At 73.2% G+C, this 22,048-nt stretch carries 22 protein-coding genes; 4 read left to right on the forward strand and 18 right to left on the reverse strand.

Annotation, left to right across the window (positions count from 1 at the left end; translation table 11 throughout):
- Positions 1–124: 124 nt before the first annotated feature.
- Positions 125–1,408 carry an adenylosuccinate synthase gene (locus tag ACFWRV_RS06535; protein WP_384329106.1) on the reverse strand — a complete coding sequence of 428 codons (1,284 nt, stop codon included), beginning with the start codon at positions 1,406–1,408 and terminating at the stop codon, positions 125–127.
- A 186-nt stretch (positions 1,409–1,594) separates the two neighbouring features.
- Between ACFWRV_RS06535 and ACFWRV_RS06540 the strand changes: the two genes are divergently transcribed.
- The 3 genes from ACFWRV_RS06540 to ACFWRV_RS06550 are packed head-to-tail and all read left to right on the forward strand — an operon-like array spanning position 1,595 to position 3,183.
- Positions 1,595–2,476, forward strand: coding sequence for a diacylglycerol kinase (locus tag ACFWRV_RS06540; RefSeq protein ID WP_384329109.1), 882 nt, complete (start codon positions 1,595–1,597; stop codon positions 2,474–2,476).
- 32 nt (positions 2,477–2,508) lie between these two features.
- Positions 2,509–2,781, forward strand: a complete 273-nt coding sequence (locus tag ACFWRV_RS06545) for a DUF1876 domain-containing protein (RefSeq protein ID WP_384329112.1) — start codon at positions 2,509–2,511, stop codon at positions 2,779–2,781.
- Positions 2,782–2,841: 60 nt separating this feature from the next.
- Positions 2,842–3,183, forward strand: a complete 342-nt coding sequence (locus tag ACFWRV_RS06550) for a hypothetical protein (RefSeq protein ID WP_384329115.1) — start codon at positions 2,842–2,844, stop codon at positions 3,181–3,183.
- Between the two features lie 20 nt (positions 3,184–3,203).
- Here ACFWRV_RS06550 and ACFWRV_RS06555 read toward each other — a convergent pair whose 3' ends face one another.
- The 17 genes from ACFWRV_RS06555 to ACFWRV_RS06635 form a co-directional block, all read right to left on the reverse strand.
- The gene (locus ACFWRV_RS06555) at positions 3,204–4,409 is read right to left on the reverse strand and encodes a cytochrome P450 (RefSeq protein WP_384329118.1); all 1,206 of its coding nucleotides are present in this window, start codon (positions 4,407–4,409) and stop codon (positions 3,204–3,206) included.
- Between the two features lie 54 nt (positions 4,410–4,463).
- Positions 4,464–5,132 carry a response regulator gene (locus ACFWRV_RS06560; RefSeq protein ID WP_384329121.1) on the reverse strand — a complete coding sequence of 223 codons (669 nt, stop codon included), beginning with the start codon at positions 5,130–5,132 and terminating at the stop codon, positions 4,464–4,466.
- Positions 5,129–6,493 carry a sensor histidine kinase gene (locus tag ACFWRV_RS06565; RefSeq protein ID WP_384329124.1) on the reverse strand — a complete coding sequence of 455 codons (1,365 nt, stop codon included), beginning with the start codon at positions 6,491–6,493 and terminating at the stop codon, positions 5,129–5,131. The genes ACFWRV_RS06560 and ACFWRV_RS06565 overlap by 4 nt, the downstream gene beginning before the upstream one ends.
- Positions 6,494–6,601: 108 nt before the next feature.
- Positions 6,602–7,429, reverse strand: a complete 828-nt coding sequence (locus tag ACFWRV_RS06570) for an NAD(P)H-binding protein (RefSeq protein WP_384329127.1) — start codon at positions 7,427–7,429, stop codon at positions 6,602–6,604.
- Positions 7,430–7,536: 107 nt separating this feature from the next.
- On the reverse strand, positions 7,537–8,460 hold the full coding sequence (locus tag ACFWRV_RS06575) for an alpha/beta hydrolase (RefSeq protein ID WP_384329130.1): 924 nt from the start codon (positions 8,458–8,460) through the stop codon (positions 7,537–7,539).
- Positions 8,461–8,582: 122 nt separating this feature from the next.
- The gene (kynU, locus tag ACFWRV_RS06580; protein WP_384329133.1) at positions 8,583–9,824 is read right to left on the reverse strand and encodes a kynureninase; all 1,242 of its coding nucleotides are present in this window, start codon (positions 9,822–9,824) and stop codon (positions 8,583–8,585) included.
- Positions 9,817–10,665: a tryptophan 2,3-dioxygenase family protein gene (locus tag ACFWRV_RS06585; protein WP_384329136.1), complete on the reverse strand. Its 849-nt coding sequence runs from the start codon at positions 10,663–10,665 to the stop codon at positions 9,817–9,819. The genes kynU and ACFWRV_RS06585 overlap by 8 nt, the downstream gene beginning before the upstream one ends.
- Before the next feature lie 139 nt (positions 10,666–10,804).
- On the reverse strand, positions 10,805–11,218 hold the full coding sequence (locus tag ACFWRV_RS06590; RefSeq protein WP_003967556.1) for a DUF3151 domain-containing protein: 414 nt from the start codon (positions 11,216–11,218) through the stop codon (positions 10,805–10,807).
- Positions 11,219–11,271: 53 nt separating this feature from the next.
- Positions 11,272–12,777 carry a DHA2 family efflux MFS transporter permease subunit gene (locus ACFWRV_RS06595; RefSeq protein ID WP_384329139.1) on the reverse strand — a complete coding sequence of 502 codons (1,506 nt, stop codon included), beginning with the start codon at positions 12,775–12,777 and terminating at the stop codon, positions 11,272–11,274.
- An 80-nt stretch (positions 12,778–12,857) separates the two neighbouring features.
- On the reverse strand, positions 12,858–14,045 hold the full coding sequence (locus ACFWRV_RS06600) for a MalY/PatB family protein (protein WP_384329142.1): 1,188 nt from the start codon (positions 14,043–14,045) through the stop codon (positions 12,858–12,860).
- Positions 14,046–14,150: 105 nt separating this feature from the next.
- Positions 14,151–15,182 (reverse strand): class II fructose-bisphosphate aldolase, encoded by a 1,032-nt coding sequence (fbaA, locus tag ACFWRV_RS06605; RefSeq protein ID WP_384329145.1) that lies wholly within the window; start codon positions 15,180–15,182, stop codon positions 14,151–14,153.
- A gap of 145 nt (positions 15,183–15,327) precedes the next feature.
- A complete protein-coding gene (pyrE, locus tag ACFWRV_RS06610; RefSeq protein ID WP_384329148.1) occupies positions 15,328–15,867 on the reverse strand; it encodes an orotate phosphoribosyltransferase in 540 nt (179 codons plus the stop codon).
- A 48-nt stretch (positions 15,868–15,915) separates the two neighbouring features.
- Positions 15,916–16,722, reverse strand: a complete 807-nt coding sequence (locus ACFWRV_RS06615) for an aldose 1-epimerase (RefSeq protein WP_384329151.1) — start codon at positions 16,720–16,722, stop codon at positions 15,916–15,918.
- A 45-nt stretch (positions 16,723–16,767) separates the two neighbouring features.
- Positions 16,768–17,649, reverse strand: a complete 882-nt coding sequence (locus ACFWRV_RS06620) for an SRPBCC domain-containing protein (protein WP_384329154.1) — start codon at positions 17,647–17,649, stop codon at positions 16,768–16,770.
- A gap of 115 nt (positions 17,650–17,764) precedes the next feature.
- Entirely contained in the window at positions 17,765–19,366 is a 1,602-nt protein-coding gene (locus tag ACFWRV_RS06625) for a polyamine aminopropyltransferase (protein WP_384329157.1), read from the reverse strand.
- 67 nt (positions 19,367–19,433) lie between these two features.
- Positions 19,434–19,955, reverse strand: a complete 522-nt coding sequence (locus tag ACFWRV_RS06630) for a DUF2617 family protein (RefSeq protein ID WP_384329160.1) — start codon at positions 19,953–19,955, stop codon at positions 19,434–19,436.
- Positions 19,956–20,325: 370 nt separating this feature from the next.
- Positions 20,326–20,604: a hypothetical protein gene (locus ACFWRV_RS06635; RefSeq protein ID WP_384329163.1), complete on the reverse strand. Its 279-nt coding sequence runs from the start codon at positions 20,602–20,604 to the stop codon at positions 20,326–20,328.
- Between the two features lie 139 nt (positions 20,605–20,743).
- Here ACFWRV_RS06635 and ACFWRV_RS06640 point away from each other — a divergent pair, with 139 nt between their 5' ends.
- Positions 20,744–21,940, forward strand: coding sequence for a pyridoxal phosphate-dependent aminotransferase (locus ACFWRV_RS06640; protein WP_384329166.1), 1,197 nt, complete (start codon positions 20,744–20,746; stop codon positions 21,938–21,940).
- Positions 21,941–22,048 lie beyond the last annotated feature (108 nt).

The following is a 22,048-nucleotide window of genomic DNA, read 5'->3' on the forward strand; positions in this document are numbered from 1 at the left end:
CCCCCCCCCCCGGCGGGGGGGGGGCCCCCGGGGGCGCCCCCCGCCCCCCCCCCCCCAACGGGGGCCGGCTGCCTCACATGAGTATCACCGCGGGCCCCCCGGTCCGATTCCGCCCGCCCGCTCCCTACAGGAACGAGTTGATCTCGATCGTCTCGGTCCGGCCGGGGCCGACGCCGATCGCGGAGATCGGTGCGCCCGACATCTCCTCCAGGGCCTTCACGTACCCCTGCGCGTTCTTCGGCAGGTCGGCGAAGGTCTTGGCCTTGGTGATGTCCTCGGACCAGCCCGGCAGGTTCTCGTAGATCGGCTTCGCGTGGTGGAAGTCGGTCTGGTTGTACGGGAGTTCCTCGACGCGCTTGCCGTCGATCTCGTACGCCACGCAGACCGGGATCTGCTCCCAGCCGGTGAGCACGTCCAGCTTGGTGAGGAAGAAGTCGGTCAGGCCGTTGACCCGGGTCGCGTACCGCGCGATCGGGGCGTCGAACCAGCCGCAGCGGCGGTCACGGCCGGTGGTGACACCGCGCTCGCCGCCGATGCGCCGCAGCGCCTCGCCGTCCTCGTCGTGCAGCTCGGTCGGGAACGGACCGGCTCCGACCCGCGTCGTATAGGCCTTGAGGATGCCGATGACGCGGCTGATCTTCGTCGGGCCGACACCGGCGCCGGTGCAGGCGCCGCCCGCCGTCGGGTTCGACGAGGTGACGAAGGGATACGTGCCGTGGTCGACGTCGAGCAGGGTGCCCTGGCCGCCCTCGAAGAGCACGACCTTGCCCTCGTCGATGGCATCGTTCAGGATCAGGGTCGTGTCGGCGACGAACGGCTTGATCTGCTCCGCGTACTGGAGCATGTCCTCGACGACCTTGCCGGCCTCGATCGCCCGACGGTTGAAGACCTTGGCCAGAAGCTGGTTCTTCTGCTCCAGGGCCGCCTCGACCTTCTGCTCCAGGATCGACTCGTCGTAGAGGTCCTGGACGCGGATCCCCACCCGGTTGATCTTGTCGGCGTACGTCGGACCGATGCCCCGGCCCGTCGTGCCGATCTTGCGCTTCCCGAGGAAGCGCTCGGTCACCTTGTCGAGCGTGACGTTGTACGGAGTGATCAAATGAGCGTTGCCGCTGATCAGAAGCTTGGACGTGTCGACGCCTCGCTCGTTCAGACCGCTCAGCTCGGAGAGCAGGACCGCCGGGTCGACCACGACACCGTTCCCGATGACCGGGGTACAACCCGGCGACAGGATTCCGGAGGGGAGGAGATGCAGTGCGTACTTCTGGTCGCCGACGACGACCGTGTGACCGGCGTTGTTGCCGCCTTGGTAACGCACCACATAGTCCACGGATCCACCGAGGAGATCGGTGGCCTTCCCCTTGCCCTCGTCACCCCACTGAGCACCGAGCAGCACAAGTGCGGGCACAGGCGTACACCCCTTCCGGGCGGGGCATGTCCAAGGTCAGGGGGCGTACGTAAAGGTCGTACCTGCCGCACGACGATGTACGGCAAAGCCTGAGCCGTCGAACCGGGTGCCCCGGAATAGACGAAGCCCCTGGCGCAATAGCGCAAGGGGCTCTTGCACCAAGATGCTACCCGAGGAAGGACCGAGGTGTCGGCTGCAGAGCCCCCCGGCGACGGCGACGACCAGCTCCTGGTGGTCATCGACCCGGTCGCCCGCCGGACCGACGGCGAGTCCGTCCGTATCGCCAAGGACGTGCTGAGCGCCGGCGCACACGCCAAGATCTGCCTTCCGGACACCCCCGAGGAGTTCGCCCGGGCCCTGTCCCGGCGGGGCTCCCGCAGGCCCGTGGTGGTCGGCGACGACCACGCTCTGCTGCGCGCGGTGGCCCAGCTGCACCGCGAACGGGAGCTGGCCGACGGCGTCCTCTCCCTGATCCCCGTCGGCGCGGCGCACGCCCTGGAAGTCGCCCACGCCCTCGGCGTCCCCCGGGGCGCGGTGGCGGCCGCCCGGACCGCGCTGGACGGTGCGGTGCGCCGCCTGGACCTCCTGGTCGACGACAGCGACGGCGTCGTCCTCGGCCGCCTGCGCATCCCCGCCCCGGCCCCGCCGCCCGGGCCGGGCGGCCCGCACGCGGGCGTCACGGCCGTCTGGGACACCTGCCGCTCGCTGGTGTCGTCCCTGGTCCGCCCGGCCCCGGTAGCCGCCACCACGAACCCGGGCACGCACCGCCTGCGCATCGAGGCGGACGGGGTGCTGCTGAGCGACCTGGACACGCCGGTACGGGACCTCTCGGTGACCTCCCAGGGCGGCGGTGGCCTGGCCGACGTCGTCGTCCGCACCGGGTCCGGCGAGGACGTGACGGCGGAGGCCAAGGCCGTCACGGTCTCCGGCGCGGACTTCCGCTACCGGGCGGACATACAGACCGGGGGACCGGTGCGCACGAGGACCTGGACGGTCCGGGCGGGCGCCTGGGGGCTGATGCTGCCGGGCCCGGCGAGCGCGGACGGGGCAGCGGGCGCACGCTGGTAGGAGACGCCCGGAACGTCCCGGAGGTGTTCGTCATGACCAGGATCGCTGTCGGATGGCACATCGACCTCGAATTCGAGGAGGACACCCACCGCACCCGCGCGGCGGCGCTCGTCCGCCTCTCCGACGGAACAGAGGTACGCGCCCACGGCTACGCCAGCCGCCATCCCTCGGACTCCGACCAGCAGCGGGTCGGCGAGGAGATCGCGGGGGCCAGGGCGCTGAACGAACTGGCGATGAAACTGCTGACCAAGGCGCACGACGAGATCGACGAGGCGTCGGGACGGCATTCGTACCCGCTGACGTAGAGCCGGGGCTCCGCCCCCCGGAAGCGGAACCGGGCCCGCCCCCGCCGCGTCCCTCGGAGCATGGAGACCGAGAACCCGCGCCGCGAAGCCGTCGTCGGAACCGCCGGCTGCGTGACCGCCTTCGCCGGAGCGCTCGCGGGCATCGTGCTCTGGGCCCCGTACGGCAAGGACGGGCTCCTCGACGGCTTCGAGGGGGCGGCCAACTGGGACGTGGTCTGGTACGGCCTGCCGCTCATGGTCCTCGGCGGAATCACGACGGCCCTGACCGTCTTCACCGCGGTCCGGGGCCGCTGGCTACGGGCCCTCGGCCTGGCCGGCGCCGTCGCGGGGCTCGCCGCGATCGGTTACGCCGTCGACGCGCTGGCCGGCCCGCCGAGGCCGGAGTGCTACGACCCCTGCTGAGCCCGCCCCCGCCGGAAGCCCTACACCTCCGCCCGCAGCTCCGTCAGTCCCCGGATCACATACCCCGGGTGCCACGCGGGCTCCGCCGTCATCCGCAGCGCGGGCGCCTTCCGCAGCAGCTCCCCGAAGGACGCGGCCAGCTCCAGCCGGGCCAGCGGGGCGCCCAGGCAGAAGTGGATGCCCGCACCGAAGGTGATGTGCGGGTTGTCCGCGCGGGACAGGTCCAGGACGTCCGGCCGCGCGAACCGCTCCGGGTCCCGGTTGGCCGAGCCGAACAGCAGCGCCACCTCCGCGCCCCGCCCGATCACCTGGCCGTCGATCTCGATGTCGTCCAGCACCCAGCGCTCGAACATCTGCAACGGGGTGTCGTAGCGCAGCAGCTCCTCGATCGCCGTGGGCAGCAGCGTGGGATCGGCGCGCAGGGCGGCCAGTTGCTCCGGGTGGTGGAAGAGCGTGCGCCAGCCGTTCACGGTGGTGTTCACCGTCGCCTCGTGGCCCGCGTTGAGCAGGAGCACGCAGGTCGAGATCATCTCCTGCTCGGTCAGCCGCTCGCCCTCGTCGTGGGCGGCGATGAGTGCCGAGATCAGGTCCTCGCCGGGGTCGGTGCGCCGCTGGGCGATCAGCCCGCGCAGATACCCGGAGAAGTCCTCCGACGCCCGGACGGCGGCCGTCGCCGTCTCCTCGGACGGGTTCAGCTCGAACATCCCGCAGATCGCCGCCGACCAGGGCCGCAACAGGGACCGGTCCGCCTCCGGGACGCCCAGCATCTCCGCGATGACGGCGACCGGCAGCGGCTCCGCGACCTCGGCCAGCAGGTCCCCGCCGCCCTTCGCGACGAACGCGTCGACCAGCTCGGCCGCCAGCCGCCGTACGGTCGGGGCGAGGTTCTCGACCGTGCGCGGGGTGAACGCCCGGGAGATCAGCCGCCGGATCCGGGGATGGTCGGGGGCCTCCAGGTCGAGGATGCCCTGCCCGTTGAGCGTGGTGAACGGCTCGTGCTCGGGCGGCGGCGGGGTCCGGCCGAACTCCTCGTGGCTGAAGCGGTGCAGATACGTCCGGCCGAGGCGCCGGTCGCGCAGCAGGGCCGAGACGTCGGAGTGGTGCGGGATCAGCCACTGCCCCGTCGGCTCGAACCAGTGCGCCCGGCCGGCGGCGCGCAGCGCGGTGTAGGCGGGGTAGGGATCGGCGACGAACGCGGGCGAGAAGGGATCGAAGGACACGTGCATGACCCGACGCTACCCGCGCCCGCGCCCGCCGCAAGGCCCGCGGCGCAGGTCCGGCTACCCCGGGGTGACCAGCCGCGCCTCGTACGCGAACACCGCCGCCTGGGTCCGGTCGCGCAGTCCGAGCTTCACCAGGATGCGGCTGACGTGCGTCTTGATCGTGGACTCGGCGACGATCAGGTGCGAGGCGATCTCCGCGTTGGACAGCCCCTGCGCGATCAGGACGAGCACCTCCGTCTCGCGCTCGGTAAGGTCGCCGATCCGGGCCAGGGCGGGCGGCCGCGGGGTCTCCGCGAGCTTGGAGAACTCGGTGATCAGCCGCCGGGTCACCGTCGGGGCGAGCAGCGCCTCGCCCGAGGCCACCACCCGTACCCCGTCGGCGAGCTGCCGGGCGGAGGCGTCCTTGAGGAGGAAGCCCGAGGCCCCGGCCCGCAGCGCCTGGTAGACGTACTCGTCGAGGTCGAAGGTCGTCAGCACCAGGACCCTCGCCTCGGCGTCCCGCGCGACGATCTCGCGCGTCGCCTCGATGCCGTTCATCTCCGGCATGCGGATGTCCATCAGGACGACGTCCGGGCGCAGCGCGCTGACCTGGGCGAGCGCCTGGCGGCCGTCCACCGCCTCGCCCACCACGGTGATCCCCGGCATCGCGTTGAGCAGGACGGAGAAGCCCTCGCGGACCATCATCTGGTCGTCGACGATCAGGACCCGGATGTCGGTGTCGCTCATGCGCGGCCGTCCCGTTCGAGGACGACGGTGTCGGCGTTGCCCGCCGCGTCGCCGCCGGCCGCGTTCCGTGCCTCCGGCTGCTGCTCCGGCTGTTCCGGCAGCTCCGACAGCGGTACGGGGAGGAAGACGGCGATCTCGTACCCGCCGTCCGCCGTCGCCCCGGCCGTCATCTCGCCGTTCAGCATCGCGACCCGCTCGCGCATCCCGGTGATCCCGTGCCCGGCCCCGGGCGAGGGCTTGACCAGGCCGCGCGGGGGTCCGTTGACCACGCGCAGCCCCAGCCCGCCGAGGACGTAGCTCAGCTCGACCCGGGCGGAGGAGCCCGGCGCGTGCCGCAGGCTGTTGCTCAAGGCCTCCTGGACGATCCGGTACGCCGACAGCTCGACGCCCTGCGGAAGCTCGCGGACGGCCCCGGTGATCACCTTCTCCGTCTCCAGGCCCGTCTCGCGGACGTTGTCCAGAAGCCCGTCGAGCGCGGCGAGGGTGGGCTGCGGGGCGTCCGGGGCCTCGTAGTCCTCCGCCCGTACGACCCCGAGGACGCGGCGCAGCTCGGTGAGGGCGGCCACGGCGTTCTCCCGGATGGTGACGAAGGCCTGCTCCAGCTCGGGCGGCGGGTTCTCGACCCGGTAGGGGGCGGCCTCGGCCTGGATCGCGACGACCGACATGTGGTGGGCCACCACGTCGTGCAGCTCCCGGGCGATGGTGGTGCGCTCCTCCAGCAGCGTGCGCCGGTCGCGTTCGACGGCGGTGACGGTGCGCTGCACGGTGACCTCGCGCTCGGCGTCGCGCCGGATCTGGACCACGGCGACGACGAGCAGCGCGAAGGCGGAGAGCGTCGCCAGGGGCGCGGTGATGGACGGGTCACCGCCCTCCAGCAGCACCCCGAACAGCAGGGTCAGCAGCCACATCCAGGCGGCCGTGCGGGGCCGGGTCCGGGCGGCCACGACCACCATCACCACCACCTGCGCCCCGAAGGCGCTCGGCCCCCACAGCCCCTCGCTGCCCAGCACCCCGCAGAAGACGGCCGCCAGCATCGCGGCCCAGAACGCGGCGACCGGCCTGACGAGGGTCATCGCCACCGCGATCGCGGGGACCAGACCCATCAGCAGGCGGAACTCCCACTCGGCGAAGCCGGCCATCATCACGAGGAACGCGGCGAACAGCACCAGGGCGTGCGGGGTCCAGACGACGGCCCTGCGCATCCCCTCGGGCAGCCGGCGGACCAGCCGACCGTCGGGGCTCAGCGGCGGCAGGGGCCGGTAGGCGAACACGTTGCGCAGGAGGTCCTCCCGCAGGCCGTCTATCGCCCCTGCGGCCGCCCGGAACTCCGGGCTACTGGTCTTTGTCTGGGTCTCGGTCACGCTTCCACGGTAGGCGGCAGGGGACGGCGGGTCGTCAGCATCGCTACGGATTCCGGGGCATCCGTCTCAAGGACTACCCGCCTCCACCGTGCCGCGCCCAGGACCCTGTCACGCCCCCGCGCGGAAGTGCTCCGCGTGCTCCTCGGCCCACTGCGCGAACGTCCGCGCCGGACGCCCCGTGACCTTCTGGACGGTGTCGATCACGGTCCGGCCCTCGGGCGGGGTGTCCCGGTAGACGTCGATCAGGAACGCGATCACGTCCTCCGGCATGCCCTGGCCCCGCCAGCTCTCCAGCGCCTGCTCCTCGGTCAGCTCGACCAGCTCGACGTCCGCGCCGCGTGCCGCGCCGATGGCCGCCGTCTTGTCGCGGACGGTCAGCGCCTGCGGGCCGGTGATCAGGTACACCTGGCCGCCGTGACCGTCCTCGGTGAGCGCGGTGGCCGCCACCGCCCCGATGTCCGCCTCGTGGACCATCGCGCTCAGCCGGCCCACGTACGGCTCGCGCACCACGCCTTCGGCCTTGATGCCGGGGGCCCATTCCAGGGCGTTCGCCATGAACTCCACCGGCATGACCACCGTCCAGGCCAGCCCGCTCGCGCGCACCGCCGTCTCCATCGGGGTCTCCCCGCCCCCGTTGAGGACGGTCACCCGGCGCACGCCCGCCTTCCGGGCCAGGGCGAGGATCTCCTCGCCCGTCTCCAGCGGGGCGAAGAGCCCCCCGCCGAAGGTGATGAGGTGCAGCCCGGTCACCCCTGCGAGCGCGGGCTCCAGCGACGCCGGGTCCGTGAGGTCGCCCCGGACGACGTCGACCCCGGCGGGCAGCTCCGCCCGCGCCGGGTCGCGGGTCAGGGCCCGCACGTGCGCACCGCGCTCCAGCAGCTGCTCCACCACGCGGCGGCCGACCGTTCCCGTGGCTCCGGTCACCAGGATCGTCATGGGGTTTCTCCTTCGTCGGTTCCGGCTCCGTCTGAGCGGCAACACGACCAACGTAGAGACCCTTGCGGACAGGTTCGGTCCGCTATCGGCCGCACCGGGCCGGCGATTCACCAGGCGAGCTGGGTGATCTCCTCGGCCACGACCGCGCATGCGTCGGCGGAAGGATCGATGAGCGGGAAGTGTCCGACGCCGCTGAGCAGCGTCAGCCCGACCGTCTCGCCGGACTTCGCCGCCGCGTCGACGTACGCCTCGGCGACGGCCTGCGGGACGACGATGTCGTCGACGCCCTGCACGATCGCGGTGGCGATCCCGGTCGGCAGCAGCACCCCGGGGTCCGCGTGCGCCGCCCGCCCCTCGAAGTCGACCTCCCCGCCCAGGAGTTGGGCGACGGCGCCGCCGCAGACCCCCAGCTCCACCGCCGCCGCGAAGTCCGCGATCGGGGCGAGGGCGACGACGCCGCGCAGCGGCGGCGGGGCGGGCAGCCGCCACGGCGACCCCTCGGGCAGGACGTGCCGCGCCGCCGCCCAGAGGGCGAGGTGCCCGCCCGCCGAGTGCCCGGTGACCACGATCCGCCGCACATCGGCCCCCGGCAGCTCACGGGCGGCCAGCACGGGCATCGCGTCCAGGGCCGCGGCCACGTCGTCGAAGGTCTCCGGCCAGCGCCCCGCGACCGGGTCCGCACCGGCCGGCGGGGCGCTCTTCTCGCCGTCGCGCTGCTGCGGGATGTCGTCGCCGCCGCGCCGGTACTCCACGCTCGCCACGGCGAAGCCCCGGCGGGCCAGGAAGTCCGCGAGCGGGGAGGCGTGGGCCCGGTCGTACGGGGCCCGCCAGGCGCCGCCGTGCAGGAGGACGACGAGCGGGGCGCCGGCGCGGCCGTCGCGCGGGGCGTAGAAGTCGACGACCTGGTCGGGGTGGTCCCCGTAGGCGGCGGTCCGGTCGGGGGCGACGACGGGATGCGCGAAGGCCGACGCGCTCTCGGCCGCGTCCCGATCACGCGCGGCAGAATCCGGGGAACCCGGGGAATCCGACATGCTGCTCAACCGTCCTCTGCCCGTGGCCTGTGCCTGTGCTCTGTCCCAACTGGGTTGACCTGCGGGGACGGTACCAGCACTCGGCACCGCCCCCGCCCGGTCGAACCCCTGTTGACGAACTGTCAGGCAGCCGGTTCCCCGGCCGCCGCCACGGCGGGCGTCTCGGCGAGCACCTCGGCGAGCACCCGTGCCGCTCGTTCCGCGTCGGCGAATCCCACGTACAGCGGGGTGAAACCGAAGCGCAGCAGGTCCGGCCGCCGCAGATCGCCGACGACGCCACGCTCGATCAGCCGGCGCATCACGGGCTCGGCGTCGTCGCAGCGCAGGGCGGTCTGGCTGCCGCGTTCGGCGTGCGCCGCCGGGGTGACGGAGGCGACCCGGCCCGCCGGGGCGTACGCCTCGACGCACTCCAGGAAGAAGTCCGTCAGCGCGAGGGACTTGGCCCGCACGACGTCGACCGACACCCCGTCCCACACGTCGAGCGCCGCCTCCAGCGTCAGCATGGAGACGATGTCGGGGGTGCCGACCCGGCCCCGTACGGACCCGTCCGCCGGCGCGTACTCGGGGGTCATGCCGAACGGGTCGGCGTGCGAGTTCCAGCCCGGCAGCGGCGAGTCGAAGGCGGCCTGATGGCGCTCGGCGACGTACAGGTACGCGGGCGAGCCGGGGCCGCCGTTCAGGTACTTGTAGGTGCAGCCGACCGCCAGGTCCACCCCGTGCTCGTCGAGCCCGACGGGCAGGGCGCCGGCGCTGTGGCAGAGGTCCCACACGGCGACCGCCCCCGCCGCGTGCACGGCGGCGGTCAGTCCGGGCAGGTCGTACAGCCGGCCGGAGCGGTAGTCGACGTGGTTGAGCAGCACGGCTGCGGTACGCGGTCCGAGCGCGGCCGCGACGTCGGCGGGCGCGACGGGCACGAGCCGGTGGCCGGTGAGCCGGGCGGCGGACGCCGCGATGTACCCGTCCGTGGGAAAGGTCGTCGCGTCAACCAGGATCTCGTCGCGTCCCTCGCCCGCGATCCGGGCGGCGGCGACAACGGCCTTGAAGACGTTCACGCTGGTCGAGTCACCGACGACGATCTGCCCGGCGGCGGCCCCGACGAGCGGGGCGATCCGGTCGCCGATCCGCTCGGGCGCGGTCCACCAGCCGCTCTCGTCCCAGGACCGGATGCGCAGCTCGCCCCACTGGCGGGTGAGGACGTCCTGCACCCGGGCGGGGACGTGGACGGGCAGCGCGCCGAGCGAGTTGCCGTCGAGGTAGACGCCGTCGTCGTCGAGGGCGAACAGCCCCCGCCGCGCGGCCAGCGGGTCGGCGGCGTCGAGGACGAGCGCCCGCTCACGGAGGCTGTCACGGGAGGTCTCAGACATGGCTGCGCGCCGTCCACAGCTCGGGGAACACGTTCTTCGTGGCGCGCTTCTCCAGCCAGGCCACCCCGGCGGAACCGCCGGTGCCGGTCTTGGAGCCCATCGCGCGCCGGGTCGCGACGAGGTGGTCGTTGCGCCATCGCCAGACCAGTTCGCCGACGTCGGTGAGCAGCTCCCCGAGGCGTACCAGCTCGTCGTTCTGGTCGTCGGAGGCGTAGATCTCCGCCCACACGGCCTCGACCTCGGGCGACGGCTCGTACCGCTGGGTCAGGTCCCGGGCGGTGACCGCCCCGGGGATGGCGTACCCCCGCCGGGCCAGCAGGGCGAGCGTCTCGTCGTACAGGCTGGGCTCCCCGAGCGCCTTCTCCAGCTCGGCGTACACCCGGGGCGCGCCCCGGTGCGGTACCAGCATGGAGGCCGACTTGTCGCCGAGCAGGAACTCCATCCGCCGGTACATCGCGGACTGGAACCCGGAGCCCTCGCCGAGGGAGCCCCGGTAGGAGTTGAACTGGGCGGGGGTGAGTCCGGCCAGCGGCCGCCAGGACTCGTTGAGCGCCTCCAGCTCGCGCAGCGAACGCTTCAGGGCGTCGCGCGCGACGGGTATGCGGTCCTCGCGCAGGGCGCGGGTGGCGGTCTCCCACTCATGGACGATGACCGTGAACCACAGCTCCATGACCTGGGTGGTGACCAGGAAGACCATCTCGCCGGGATCGTCCGAGCGCAGGTGCTGGAGGTGGGTCAGGACATCCGCCTGGACGTAGTCCTCGTACGGAGTCGTGCCCGCGAAGTCCAGATGCGGGGTGTCCGCACCGGTGGCTTCGGGGTCGGGGTGGTTGGTCGACATCGCTGTCTCCTCGACACGAGCTTCCGGGTAGCGGTCCGCCCCTTCCGTGAGGTGATGGAGCTCCGGTCCCCTGCTCGCATACTAAGCCGGACCCGCGCGGTGTGGGCGGCGGGCCCGGCTCCGGAGTACCCGGCCGAGGTCAGCTCAGGATGTCGGCGGCGGTCGGCGAGGAGTCCCGCAGGAACGTCGAGCAGCGCTCGTGCTCCTCGGTCTCCCCGATCGCGCCGGCGGCCCGCGCCAGGGCGTGCAGGGCGCGCAGGAAGCCGCGGTTCGGCTCGTGCTCGAACGGGACGGGGCCGTGGCCCTTCCAGCCGGCCCGGCGCAGGGAGTCGAGGCCGCGGTGGTAGCCGGTACGGGCGTACGCGTACGACTCGACGACCCGGCCGCCCTCGAACGCCTCGTCGGCGAGCTGCGCCCAGGCGAGCGAGGAGGTGGGGTACTTCGCGGCGACCTCGGCGGGCGGGGTGCCGGCGGCGAGCAGCTCGCGCGGCTCGGGGTCGTCGGGGAGGTGGGTCGGGGCGGGGCCCCCGAGCAGGTTCTCGTGGATGGACATGCCTCAAGTGTGCCTGCCGTCACGCCCCGGCCGCACCGCGCCCCGGGCGGGTCTCACCCCTCCCGCCGCTCCGGCTCCAGCGGCGGGGCGACGACCCCGCAGTGCACCGCGCACTCGGGCCGCTCGCTCCGGACGGCGGCGGTGGCGGCCGGGGTGCGCACCGTCCACCACGCGAGGACCGCACCGGCGACCAGCAGCCCCGCGCACATCGGCATCGCCCGCCGGAAGGTCGCGGCGAACTCGCCCGCGTCCCGGTACGCCTCCGGCCCCATCCCGGCGAGCAGCGGCAGGGCGGCCACCGCGATGAGCCCGGCGGCCCGGGCGGCGGCGTTGTTGATGCCGCTGGCAAGCCCGGCCCGCCCGGCGTCCACGGCCGCCAGGACGGTCGCGGTGAGCGGGGCGACGACCACGACGAGCCCGGCGCCGAGCACCAGCACGGCGGGCAGCACCTCACTGACGTACGAGCCGACGGAAGGGGTGCCGGGCCCCACGCGCAGCATCAGGAGCATCCCGGCGGCGGCCAGCAGCGGCCCCACGGTGAGGGGGATGCGCGGCCCGATCCGCCGCCCCAGCTCACCGGCCGAGGCGGAGAAGAGCAGCATCAGCACGGTGGTGGGCAGCAGCGCGGTACCGGCCCCCAGCGCCGAGTACCCGGCCACCACCTGGAGCTGGATGGCGGAGAGGAAGAAGAAGCCGCCGAGGGCCGCGTAGACGCAGAAGGTCACCAGGTTGACCGAGGTGAAGAGCCGGGAGCGGAAGATCGCCGGCGGCAGCATGGGGTCCGCCCGCCGCCGCTCCACCGCCACGAACGCGGCCCCCAGCAGCAGCCCGCCGACGGCCGCCCCGATCACCACCGGCGACGCACCCCGCCCCGGGGCCTCGATCAGCGCGTACGTCACGCCGGCGAGCGCCAGCGCCCCGAGGGCGGCCCCCAGCACGTCGAACCGCCCGTGCGCCGCCGGATCCCGCGACTCCGGTACGTGGCGCAGCGCGACGGGCACGCAGATCGCGGCGAGCGGCAGATTGAGCAGGAACACCCACCGCCATCCGGGCCCGTCGACGAGCCACCCGCCCACGAACGGCCCCACGGCCGCCCCGACCCCGCCGAACCCGGACCAGAGCCCCACGGCCCGGGCCCGGTCGTCCGGGTGGAAACTGGCCTGGATGAGCGCGAGCGACCCGGGCGTGAGAAGCGCGCCACCCACCCCTTGCAGGGCCCGGGCCGCGATGAGCACGCCCGCGTTCGGCGCGATCCCGCAGAGCAGGGAGGCCGCCGCGAACCACATCACCCCGACGACGAACACCCGCCGCCGCCCGTACCGGTCTCCGAGCGCCCCGCCGAGGAGGATCAGCCCGGCGAGCGTGAGCATGTAGGCGTTGACGGTCCACTGGAGGGCGGCCAGGTCGGTGCCGAGGTCCTCGCCGATGCGGGGCAGGGCCACATTGATGACCGTGGAGTCGAGCATCGCCATGCTGGAGCCGAGCACGGTGGTCAGAACGATCCACCGCCCTGCGGGCGAGGCGACCCGAATCTCTCCGGGAGCGGAGGCAGCAGCCATGGGGTCAGCTTCCCCCCGCGGGCCCGCCCCCGCACTCCCGTGGCCCCGTCACGGGGGCGCTGCCCCCGTACCCCCGCTCCTCAGACGCCGGAGGGGCTAAATGTGACAGCCTCCACCCCCCGCACCAGCGCCTCCACCCCCCGCACGACCTTCTCCCGGGGACACCCCACGTTCAGCCGAACGAACCCGGGCGCCCCGTAGACGGACCCCCCCATGATCGCCACCTTCTCCCGCTCCACCAGCACCCGCTGCAGGGCGGCCTCGTCCACCCCCGCCCCCCGCAGGTCGATCCAGGCCAGATACCCGGCCTGCGGCGGCTCCCATCCCAGCTCCGGAAGGGCGTCGGACAGCCGCTTCGCGACATACGCCAGGTTCCCCGCCACATACGCCCGTACGGCGTCCAGCCACGCAGCCCCGTCCCGGTACGCCGCGATGTGCGCGGTCAGCGACAGGACGGCGGGCGACGCCAGCCCCTCCGCCGTCTCCATCCGCCGCAGGAACTCCGCCCGGTCTCCCGCATCCCCGATGAGCCCGTAGGACCCGGTCAACGCCGGAAAGTTGAACGCCTTCGACCCGGAGGTGATGAGCGCCCAGCGGCCGCCCCCGGCCCCCGCCACCCGCGTCCACGGCACATGGACGCGCCCCACACCGCCCTCGTGCACGAAGTCCGCGTGGATCTCGTCGCTGATCACCGCGACCCCGTACCGCTCGGCGAGAGCCGCCGTACGGGCCAGCTCGCCGGCCGTCCACACCCGGCCCGTCGGGTTGTGGGGCGAGCACAGCACCAGCACCTTCGCATCCGCCCGGGCCAGCTCGCGCTCCAGCGCCTCCTCGTCCCCCACCGGCACCCCGCGCAGCTCCCGCCCGAGCCCGGTGACGGCCTTGCGGAAACCGTCGTACACAGGGGTGTGGACGACGACGCCGTCCCCCTCCCCCGTCCACATCTGGAGCAGCTGGGAGAGCTGGCTGAGCACGGACGGGCCGTAGACCAGCTGCCCGGTGTCGATCTCGGCGCCGTACCGGGTGGCGTACCAGTGGGCCACCGCCGAGCGGAAGTCGTCCTGCTGCCAGGTGGTGTAACCGAGGACTCCGTGATCCAGGCGGGCCCGGAGCGCGGCCAGCACCTCGGGGGCCGTGGCGAAGTCCATGTCGGAGATGGTGAACGGCAGCAGGCCGTCGACCCCGAAGCGGTCGGCGACCCCGTCCCACTGGACGGACCAGGTGCCCCGGCGGTCGATGGCGGTATCGAAATCGTAGGGCGCACCCACAACGGTCCTCTTTCTCTGTCTCTTCGCTCCCCGCACGGCAACGGGCCCGGCCCCCCGAAAGGAGGACCGGGCCCGACACCGCACGTCCGTGACGACGGGCGGCCGCTACTTCAGCTTCGTGCCCGTGGAGCGCAGGTTCGCGCAGGCCTCGGTGACGCGCGCGGCCATGCCGGCCTCGGCGGCCTTGCCCCAGGTGCGGGGGTCGTAGGTCTTCTTGTTGCCGACCTCGCCGTCGACCTTCAGGACACCGTCGTAGTTGCGGAACATGTGGTCCACGACCGGGCGGGTGAAGGCGTACTGGGTGTCGGTGTCGAGGTTCATCTTCACGACGCCGTTCTCCAGCGCGGTGGCGATCTCCTCGGCGGTGGAGCCCGAGCCGCCGTGGAAGACGAAGTCGAACGGCTGGCTGCCGGCCGGCTTGCCGTACTTCTCGGAGACGCCCGCCTGGAGGTCCTTCAGCAGCTCGGGGCGGAGCACGACGTTGCCCGGCTTGTAGACGCCGTGGACGTTGCCGAAGGAGGCGGCCAGCAGGTAGCGGCCCTTCTCGCCCAGGCCGAGCGCCTCGGCGGTGCGCAGCGCGTCGTCGACGGTCGTGTACAGCTCGTCGTTGATCTCGTGCGTGACGCCGTCCTCCTCACCGCCGGTCGGGGTGATCTCGACCTCAAGGATGATCTTGGCGGCGGCCGCCTTGGCCAGCAGCTCCTGGCCGATGGACAGGTTGTCGGCGAGGGTCTCGGCCGAGCCGTCCCACATGTGGGACTGGAACAGCGGGTTCAGACCCTTGGCGACGCGCTCGGCGGAGACGTCGAGCAGCGGGCGTACGTAACCGTCCAGCTTGTCCTTGGGGCAGTGGTCGGTGTGCAGCGCGATGGTGACGTCGTACTTCGCCGCGACGATGTGCGCGAACTCGGCCAGGGCGACCGCTCCCGTGACCATGTCCTTGTTGTGCTGGCCGCCCAGGAACTCCGCACCACCGGTGGAGATCTGGACGATGCCGTCGCTCTCGGCCTCCGCGAAGCCGCGCAGGGCGGCGTGCAGGGTCTGGGACGAGGTCACGTTGATGGCCGGGTAGGCGAACTTGCCCGCCTTTGCCCGGTCGAGCATCTCGGCGTAAGCCTCGGGGGTTGCGATGGGCATCTGACCGCTCCTTGGGATGTGCGGGTGTGCAGGCTTTGAGTCCCTGACCTGGGGGCGACGTCATCGTCGCCCCCATCTTCCCAGACTCGCCCTCCGGCTCCACCCGGCGGACCCGGTTTCACGTGAAACCGGGTCCGCCCCGGGCTCAGCCCAGGTCGAGGTCGGCCACCGAGTAGACGTGGACGTACGGCAGACCGGCCTCGGCGACGGCCGGGGCGGCCCCGCGCTCGACGATCACGGCGACGGCGACGACCTCGCCTCCCGCCTCGCGCACCGCCTCGACGGCGGTCAGCGGCGAACCGCCCGTCGTCGAGGTGTCCTCGACAACCAGGCAGCGACGGCCCTTCACGTCCGTGCCCTCGATCCGGCGCTGCATCCCGTGCGCCTTCTGCGCCTTGCGGACGACGAAGGCGTCCAGGCTCTCACCGCGGGCCGCGGAGGCATGCAGCATCGAGGTGGCGACCGGGTCGGCGCCGAGCGTCAGCCCGCCGACGCAGTCGTAGTCCAGCTCGGCGGTGGCGTCGAGCATGACCTGCCCGACCAGCGGCGCGGCCTTGCCGTCCAGCGTGATCCGGCGCAGGTCGATGTACCAGTCGGCTTCCAGCCCCGAGGAGAGGGTCACCTTGCCGTGCACCACGGCCTTGTCCTTGATCTGCTGGAGCAGGTCAGCGCGTACGTCAGTCATGTCCACGAGGGTAAGCGGTGCCGCACGGGCCCACGGCCGGGCACCGGCTCAGAGCCGCACCCAGCTCCAGGTCGCGGTCATCTCCAGCGGGTCGATCGGGGTCACCAGCCGGGGTGCGGTGTTCAGACCGTTCGGCGGCCCGGACTGCGGCTCGACGCAGACGGCCTCGTCCTGCTCGTCGTAGACCACCACCCACTCGCTGCGGCTCTTCACCGTCAGCTCCAGCCGCTCCGGCCAGGTGAGCGTCACGTTCACGCCGTCGGGCATACCGAAACAGTCGTCCCACGGGCCGGGCCGGGGATCGACGCGGTTGCCGGTCGGCAGATGGTCCTCACCCCGCTCCTCCTGCCAGGCGGCGTCGAAGGACAGTTCGGCGTCCCGGCCGTCGAGGGTGCGGTGGAACCAGGGGTGCCAGCCCGCCTGGGCCGGGAAGGAGTCGCCGTACGTCTCCACGGCGAGGCCGAGCGTCAGCGTGTCGTCGGTCAGCTCGAAGGTCTGCGTCACCCGCCCCTCGTACGGCCAGGGATCGGCGAGGTCGTAGTAGAAGGCCGCCCGGCCCCCGGCCAGGTCGGCGGCCGTGTGGGCGGTGTGCCAGGAGGTGTCCCGGCCGGTGCCGTGGATGGCGTGCGGCGGGGAGTTCAGCGGCAGCTCGTGGAGCGCGTCGCCGTTGCGGAACTGCCCGTAACCGGTACGCCCGCACCAGGGCACCATCGGGAAGCAGCCGTACCGCTCGCCCTGGCGGAGCAGTTCGGTGGACCCGATCCGCAGGCTGCTGACGCGGCAGCCGTGCACGGGGTCGACGGTCAACTCGGCGTCGCCGACGGTCAGCCTGACGTTCTCTTCGCTCCTGCTCACCCGACGACCCTACTGGCCCGCCCCCGCCCCCGGCCTCCGGTGCAGCTACCTCCGGCGTCGCAGAGCCCGGCCCAGCACCACGGCGGAGGCGATCGCGAGCGCGGCGGCGGGGGCGACCCACCGCAGGGTGGTGCTCGCACCGCCCGCCTCCGGTGAGGGCACAGGGGCGTAGCGGCCGCGCGGAGGCGCGTGGTCGACCTCCTCGGCGCTGCGGCCGATCATGGTGCGGCGGGCGTGCGCAGCCTCGGCGGGCGGTTCGTCCGGAACGGTGAACTCCACGCCGGCGACGGGATCGAGCGAGGGCGGCGGAACCGGCGAGTCGAACACGGACTCGGAGTCGTCGTCGCCCACACCGGCACCGGCCTCGGCACCGGCCTCAGGGGAAGGCTCTTCGTCCTCGTCGCCCGCAAGCCCTTCCGCGACCACCGCGTCGTCCTCGTCGCCGCCGGCGCCCTCGTCCTCCCCCGCGTCCCGTACCGCCAGCGACTCCGTCACCAGCTGCTGGGTGAAGCGGTCCAGGAGCCGGTGGGCGGCGGCGAGCACCGCGTCCTCCTCCAGCTCGACCAGCCGGCCGTCCCCGCCGGCCGTACCGCTGTAGGTGAGCGTCGTCCCGCCGTCCGCCGCCGCGAGGCCGATGGTCAGAGCCAGCTCGACCGCACCGGTGCCCCGGACCTCCACGCCCTTCCCGGTCACCGAGAAGCGCTGCCCGTCCGGACCGCCGCCGCCCTCCGGACCGGTGAGCCGCAGCTCGCCCCGGTACGTGATGGTGTGGCCGCCCGCCCGCAGCTTCAGCCGGCCCGCGAGGGGCGACGCCGACGCGTCGGCGTCCCGCTGGAGGCCGGGGACGCAGCGGGCGACCCGGGCGGGATCACCCAGCGTGCGCAGCAGGGTCGGGACGGGAACCGGAACGAACACCTCATGCTCCATGGAAACCGAGCCTAATCGGCCACGGCCCGGACGTCAGCGCTTCCCTCCCCGGAAAGCCGGGGACCCACCCGGGCGCCCACCCGAAGGGCGCACCCGGGCGCCGTCCTCTCCCCGCTCACGCGTCCTCCCGGTACCGCGGATGGATCAGCGTCGACGGGATCAGCCCCGGCAGCCGGGCTTCGGCCGCGGTCCGCGCCCCCTCGCGCAGCTCCCGGGCCCCCAGCGACCGCGGTACGGGTCCCTCGGCGGCCAGTGCGGGCTGCGGGGCCGTGCTGCCCGGTCCGGCGAGGAGGAAGCCCCAGTCCTCCCGCTCCCGGCCTTCGCCGCCGCCCCGGTCCGGACTCGCGGCGAAGCCCGCGTACCGGCCGGTGACCCGGTACGGGCGGGTCGCGAGGCCGCCCGCGCGCACCGAGGCATCCACGGTCCAGAAGGTCTGCGGCCGGGTCCCCAGCGGCCCGGCGTGCACCACGAGCCGCCCGTCCGGGGCCAGGGCCTCCGCGACCAGCCCGTAGAACTCGGCGGAGTACAGCTTCGTACTGGCGGTGATGCCGGGGTCCGGGAGGTCGGAGATCACCACGTCGTACCGGCCCCGGTCGGCCCGGAGCCAGGGGAACGCGTCCGCTCCGACCACCGTGAGACGGGGGTCGCGGAGGGCGTGGCCGTTCAGCTCGGAGAGGGCGGGGTCGGTGCGGGCCAGTCGGGTGACGGCGGGGTCCAGCTCGACGACGGTGACCGCGCGGACGTCCCGGTAGCGCAGCACCTCGCGGGCGGCGAGGCCGTCGCCGCCGCCCAGGATGAGCACCCGGGCGCGGGGCCCGTTCATCGCGGGGTGCACCAGCGCCTCGTGGTAGCGGTACTCGTCGCGGGCGCTGACCCGCAGCCGGCCGTCCAGATAGAGGCCGAGGGAATCGCGGTCGGCGCCGGTCACGACGACCTCCTGCACCCCGGTCTGCACGGCGACCCGCACCTGGTCCCCGTACACCGCCCGCCGCGCCGCCCGCTCGAAGTCGTCGACCAGGACCGTGGCGGTGGCCAGCACCGCGATCACCGAGAGGTTGGCCAGGACGAGAAGCAGGCGGGAACGGGAACTGAGGTCGCGCCGGAACACCCACAGGACCAGCGCGCCGCCCGCCGCCGCGTTGACCGCGCCGGTGAACAGCGCACCGGTCAGCTGCCCCAGCATCGGCAGCAGCAGAAAGGGGAACGCCAGCCCGCCGACCAGCGCGCCCACGTAGTCGGCGGCGAAGAGGTCGGCGACGGCCCCGCCCGCGTCCTGCCGGTCGACGCGCTGGATCAGCGTCATCAGCAGCGGGATCTCCGCGCCGATCAGCACCCCGATCGCCAGCGAGAACCCGACCAGGGCGTACTGCGCGTCGCCGAGCCAGGCGAACGAGGCGTAGAGCACCAGCGCCGAGGAACCGCCGATCAGCGCGAGGGCCGCCTCGATCATCCCGAAACCGACGGCGGCATGGCAGCGCAAACGTTTCGCGAGAAGCGACCCCATGCCCATCGCGAACACCATCACGGAGAGCACGACGGAGGCCTGGGTGACCGAATCGCCGATCAGATACGAGGCGAGCGCGACCAGTTCGAGCTCGTAGACGAGACCGCAGGCGGCACAGATGAAGACCGCGGCCAGCACGAGGATGCGGCCGGTCCTCGGCCGTACGGGAAGCCGCGCCGCGCCCCCTCGCAGCGACATCTGCTGGTCGATCATGCTGCGAACGCTACGTCACGGCACCGTCGCACCTTGTCACCCACACGGGTGTAAGTGCCCCTGCCACTCACCCCGCGGGCGCCGGAATCCGCACCCCCACCCGGGTCCGGGTCACCACCAACTGCCCTTCCTGCGGGTACGCGTGCCAGGTGCGCCACCGCACCTGGCCCTCGGTGCGCTGGGCGAGCATCGCGGTGAAGGCGTACGGGGAGCCGGGGAAGGTGCCCGCGAGGCCGTGCGGGTGGTCGCTCACGAGCGCGAGCAGCTCCTGCGCCCGCCCCGCGAACTGCCCCTGCGTCAGGGTCTCGACGCGCGCCGCGAACTCGTACTCCCAGTCCCCGAGCCGCTTCGAGACGCCGAGGGGCAGGGGGGTGCTGCTCCCGGGCATACAGGCCACGGTCTCGGAGCAGACCCCGCGGTCCTCCTGGAGGAGGACCTGGTGGGAGGCGCCGAGCAGCCTCAACTGGAGTTCGGCGCCGTCGAGCCGGAGGTCGAGGACCGCCAGGGCGGGCAGCGGCTCCCGCCCCAGCATCCAGGCCAGGTCGGCGGCGCGGGTATCGGAATAGGCCGTCTGGAGGGTGGTGAGCATGGGTGGGCTCCGCAAACACACATGGACACATGGACAGCGGGACGCCCCCTGGTGACTGCTTGTGGGAGGTGGGGAGCGCCCGATCTGGTCCAACTGGGGTCCGAGGGCTGAATGTTCTCTTCGACGAGGGAATCACGAAGTACGCCGCACTCACAGCGTTTTCGCCCAACTTGCCGTGGTTTCCATCCCCTCGGGGGCCCCACGGTTCAACTGTTCAACCGAAAACGTCCGCGTCGCTCAACGAAAAGGCGCCCGGAAGGAGTTCACCCTCCGGGCGCCCGGTGTCACGTCACTGTCGGTGACCCTCGGCGGCTGGGTCCATCACCGCGCCACCCCCGCCCCGCACGAGTGCCCCGGAGCTTCGGCCCGGTCAGCTGCCCCCGCCACCGCAGCCACCGCCGCCGCACGACGAGCCGCCGCCGCAGGAGTGGCCGCCCGAGTGGCCGCCGGAGCCGCCGCTGCCACAGGACGAGCCGGAGTCGGTGCCACCCGCCCACCACGCGCCACCGGCGCCCCCCGCCGAGGCCCCGCTCGCCGAGCCCCGGCGTCCGGAGCGCGACGACGAGCCGCGCCCGTTGCGCGCCCGCAGGACGATCAGCAGCACTCCAACGACGACCGCAGCGATCAGTACCGCCATGAAGACGCTCATGGCCCTCACCCGCCTTTCTTTCCCCCGAAGCGAGGTCCCCCGTCGCTTCCCCGTTGGTGTGTGAGAGGGGGATTCCCAGGGCCCTCGCGCGCCAAAGCGGACTTGAGCAACTCCAGAGCTTCGGCCCAGGATGGCGCCCATGACACAGGGACGACCGACCCAGGGAAACCCGGCGCGGGGGCGGGGGCCGCTCAACCGCCGCCTCGCCGCGTTCGGCACGACGATCTTCGCCGAGATGTCCGCGCTGGCCCAGCGGACCGGCTCCATCAACCTCGGCCAGGGCTTCCCCGACACCGACGGCCCCGAGGAGATCCGGGAGGCGGCGGTCCGGGCGCTGCGCGCCGGCCACGGCAACCAGTACCCGCCGGGCCCCGGCGTCCCGGAACTGCGCGCCGCCGTCGCCGCCCACCAGGAGCGCTTCTACGGCCTGACCTGGTCCCCGGACACGGAGGTCCTGGTGACCACCGGGGCCACCGAGGCGATCGCCGCCTCCCTGCTCGCCCTCCTCGAACCGGACGACGAGGTCATCGCGTTCGAGCCGTACTACGACTCGTACGCCGCCTGCATCGCCATGGCGGGCGCGAAGCGCGTACCGCTCACCCTGCGCGCCCCTCACTTCCGGCCGGACCTCGACGAACTGCGCACCCTGATCACCCCGCGCACCCGCCTGCTGCTCCTGAACACCCCGCACAACCCGACCGGCACGGTGCTCACCCCCGACGAACTGGCCGGGATCGCGGCCCTCGCGGTGGAGCACGACCTGCTGGTGGTCACCGACGAGGTGTACGAGCACCTCGTCTTCACGGGGGCGCACCACCCGATCGCCGCGCTCCCCGGGATGCGCGAGCGCACGGTGTCCATCTCCTCGTCGGGGAAGACGTTCTCGTACACGGGGTGGAAGATCGGCTGGGTCACGGGGGACGCGCCGCTGGTGGCGGCCGTGCGCGCGGCGAAGCAGTATCTGACCTTCGTGAGCGGGGGCCCGTTCCAGTACGCGATCGCCGATGCGCTGGCCCTGCCGGACGCGTTCTTCACCGGCTTCCGCGCGGACATGCACCGCAAGCGGGACCTGCTGGCGAAGGGCCTGCGCGCCGCGGGCTTCCGGGTGTACGAGCCGGAGGGGACCTACTTCATCACCACCGACATCTCCCCGCTCGGCGACGAGGACGCGTACGCCTTCTGCCGCGCGCTGCCGGAGCGCTGCGGGGTGGCGGCGGTGCCGAACTCGGTCTTCTACGACGACCCGGAGGCGGGCCGGAGCCAGGTCAGGTTCACGTTCTGCAAGAAGGACGAGGTGCTGGAGGAGGCGGTGGAACGGCTGGCGCGGCTGGGGTGAGCACGGCCGGGCACGGGAGCGGCCCCGGGGGCCGGGGGTGTGTACCGCGAGCCGGCCGGGGAACGCGCGGGGGGGGGGTAGCGCGCGCGGGGGGCGCGGCGGCCCGCG

Origin of the sequence: Streptomyces sp. NPDC058576, from assembly GCF_042718715.1 — a bacterium.
Classification (GTDB): Bacteria; Actinomycetota; Actinomycetes; order Streptomycetales; family Streptomycetaceae; genus Streptomyces.